General features: G+C 68.2%; 2 protein-coding genes and 1 pseudogene. 2 read left to right on the top strand and 1 reads right to left on the bottom strand.

The features are described from left to right. Together KME80_RS49740 and KME80_RS49735 are read left to right on the top strand one after the other, a co-directional pair. Positions 1–359 (top strand): MBL fold metallo-hydrolase (locus KME80_RS49740; protein WP_219520083.1); only part of this gene is annotated, 359 nt, incomplete at its 5' end. Positions 360–615: 256 nt separating this feature from the next. After that, a complete protein-coding gene (locus tag KME80_RS49735) occupies positions 616–930 on the top strand; it encodes a hypothetical protein (RefSeq protein WP_219520080.1) in 315 nt (104 codons plus the stop codon). Between the two features lie 432 nt (positions 931–1,362). On the opposite strand, the pseudogene KME80_RS49730 reads toward KME80_RS49735, so the two are convergent. Next, a pseudogene (locus KME80_RS49730) lies at positions 1,363–1,608 on the bottom strand (LysR family transcriptional regulator); the annotation flags it as partial.

The raw sequence follows: 1,608 nt of genomic DNA, 5'->3' as shown, positions 1-1,608 counted from the left end.
GCCTGCGCACCCGCTACGTCAGCGAGGTCACCACGATCGCTGATGGCGACGTCCTGGACCTGCCCGGGAGCCCGGTGATCGTGGGCATGCCGGGGCACTCGCCGGGAAGCGTGGCGGTGCACGTCCCGATCGCCGACGCGCTCTTCGTCGGCGACGCCCTGACCACGCGGCACGTCCTCACCGGGCGTGAAGGCCCCCAGGCGGCGCCCTTCACCGACGACCCGGCCGAAGCGCTCTCCTCCCTGAACCGCATCGCTGGGCTGCCAGCCTCGTGGGTGCTTCCCGGCCACGGCGCCCCCTGGCGCACCTCGCCACCTCAAGTGAGCGAGGCGGTTCGGTCCGCAGGGGCTGCGGCTTGACCGGTGAGGTGGGGGCGATCTTCAGCCGGTCCGCTTCTTCCGGTCGCGTCCCCGGTTCCCGTCCCTGCCGCCCGGCCCGCTGCAAGCCCGTCGGCTGGCGGTCGGGCCCGAGCGACGCCTGACCCGGCCTCCGGCGCGGCCAGGTCGACCCCGGCGGGTCCGGTCGGCCCACACGCTTCGACATACCTTCGACATACCTCTCATTGCTAGCGTCGCCACCACTCACAAGCGTCAAGCACCAGCAAGGAGATCCTGCATGCGCAAAATTGCCGCGTCGCTCACTCTGATCGTCAGTGCCTTCATCGTCACTACGCCAAGTCCCGCTGCCGCCGCACCTACCGGGTGCTCAGTGTGGAAGGCGTACAGCGGCAGTTCGGAGGGAGGCGGAGCCAAATGCACCGGCGGTACGGGGCATTTCAGGGTCCTGGCCTACTGCACGGCCGATCCTTCCAATGGCTGGGGGACCCTCTATCGCGGGAACTGGGCGTATCCCGGGAACTACAGCTACAAGTGGTGTCCGAGCAGCCAGCGCCATGTGGTCGGTGTCGCCCTTGAGAAGGCGAACTGGTAGCAGGCTCGCCGGTCCCGCCGTCAGCACGCCATAGCCTTAGGCGCTCGACGTGCAGGATGCCTGGTCCGCCTGCGGCCAACGCCTCTTCCTCTTTCCAGGGGAGAGCGTCATGACATCAAGACAGGCCTCGCGGAGCCGCCGGCATCTGCGTGTCCCCCGCCGACGAACTGGTTCTGATCAGCCATGACGGAGCGCACTGGGGTCCTCGTTGGGGTTCATTCAGGCCGTTCTGCGAGATCCGCAGTGGACCGGCAAGCTGACGGAGGAAGACCGGCGAGCCCTCAGCCCGCTGTTCTGGGCTCATGTGAACCCCTACGGACATGGAGACCCGGCTCGATCTCACCGCGGCGTGAGCGGACCTCCGGACGGGACCGTGCGGTGGTTCTGGCCCCACCTCATGTTTCTGCGCCGCCTACTAACTACGCGATCGCCTTAGCCGGCGTCTGTGCTGTGGCGTTCGGGTAGCCAATCGCGGGCGGGATCGTGTTCCAGCCATCGGTTGCGCTCGGCCTCCGTCACGAAGGCGCTTGTCAAGGTGTCCAGCAGTGGGTGGCCGCCGTTGTCGCGCCAGAGCAGTGACCAGGCGTACAGCGGTGTGGGGTCGATCAGCGGGATCGAGCGGATCGCCGGGTGCGGCGGGAGGGGGATGTCTGCGGGCAGCAGGCTGAAGCGGTGCAT

It is taken from the genome of Nonomuraea ceibae, assembly GCF_019396325.1.
Taxonomy (GTDB): Bacteria; Actinomycetota; Actinomycetes; order Streptosporangiales; family Streptosporangiaceae; genus Nonomuraea; species Nonomuraea ceibae.
This window is presented reverse-complemented; position numbering and strand designations above follow the sequence as displayed.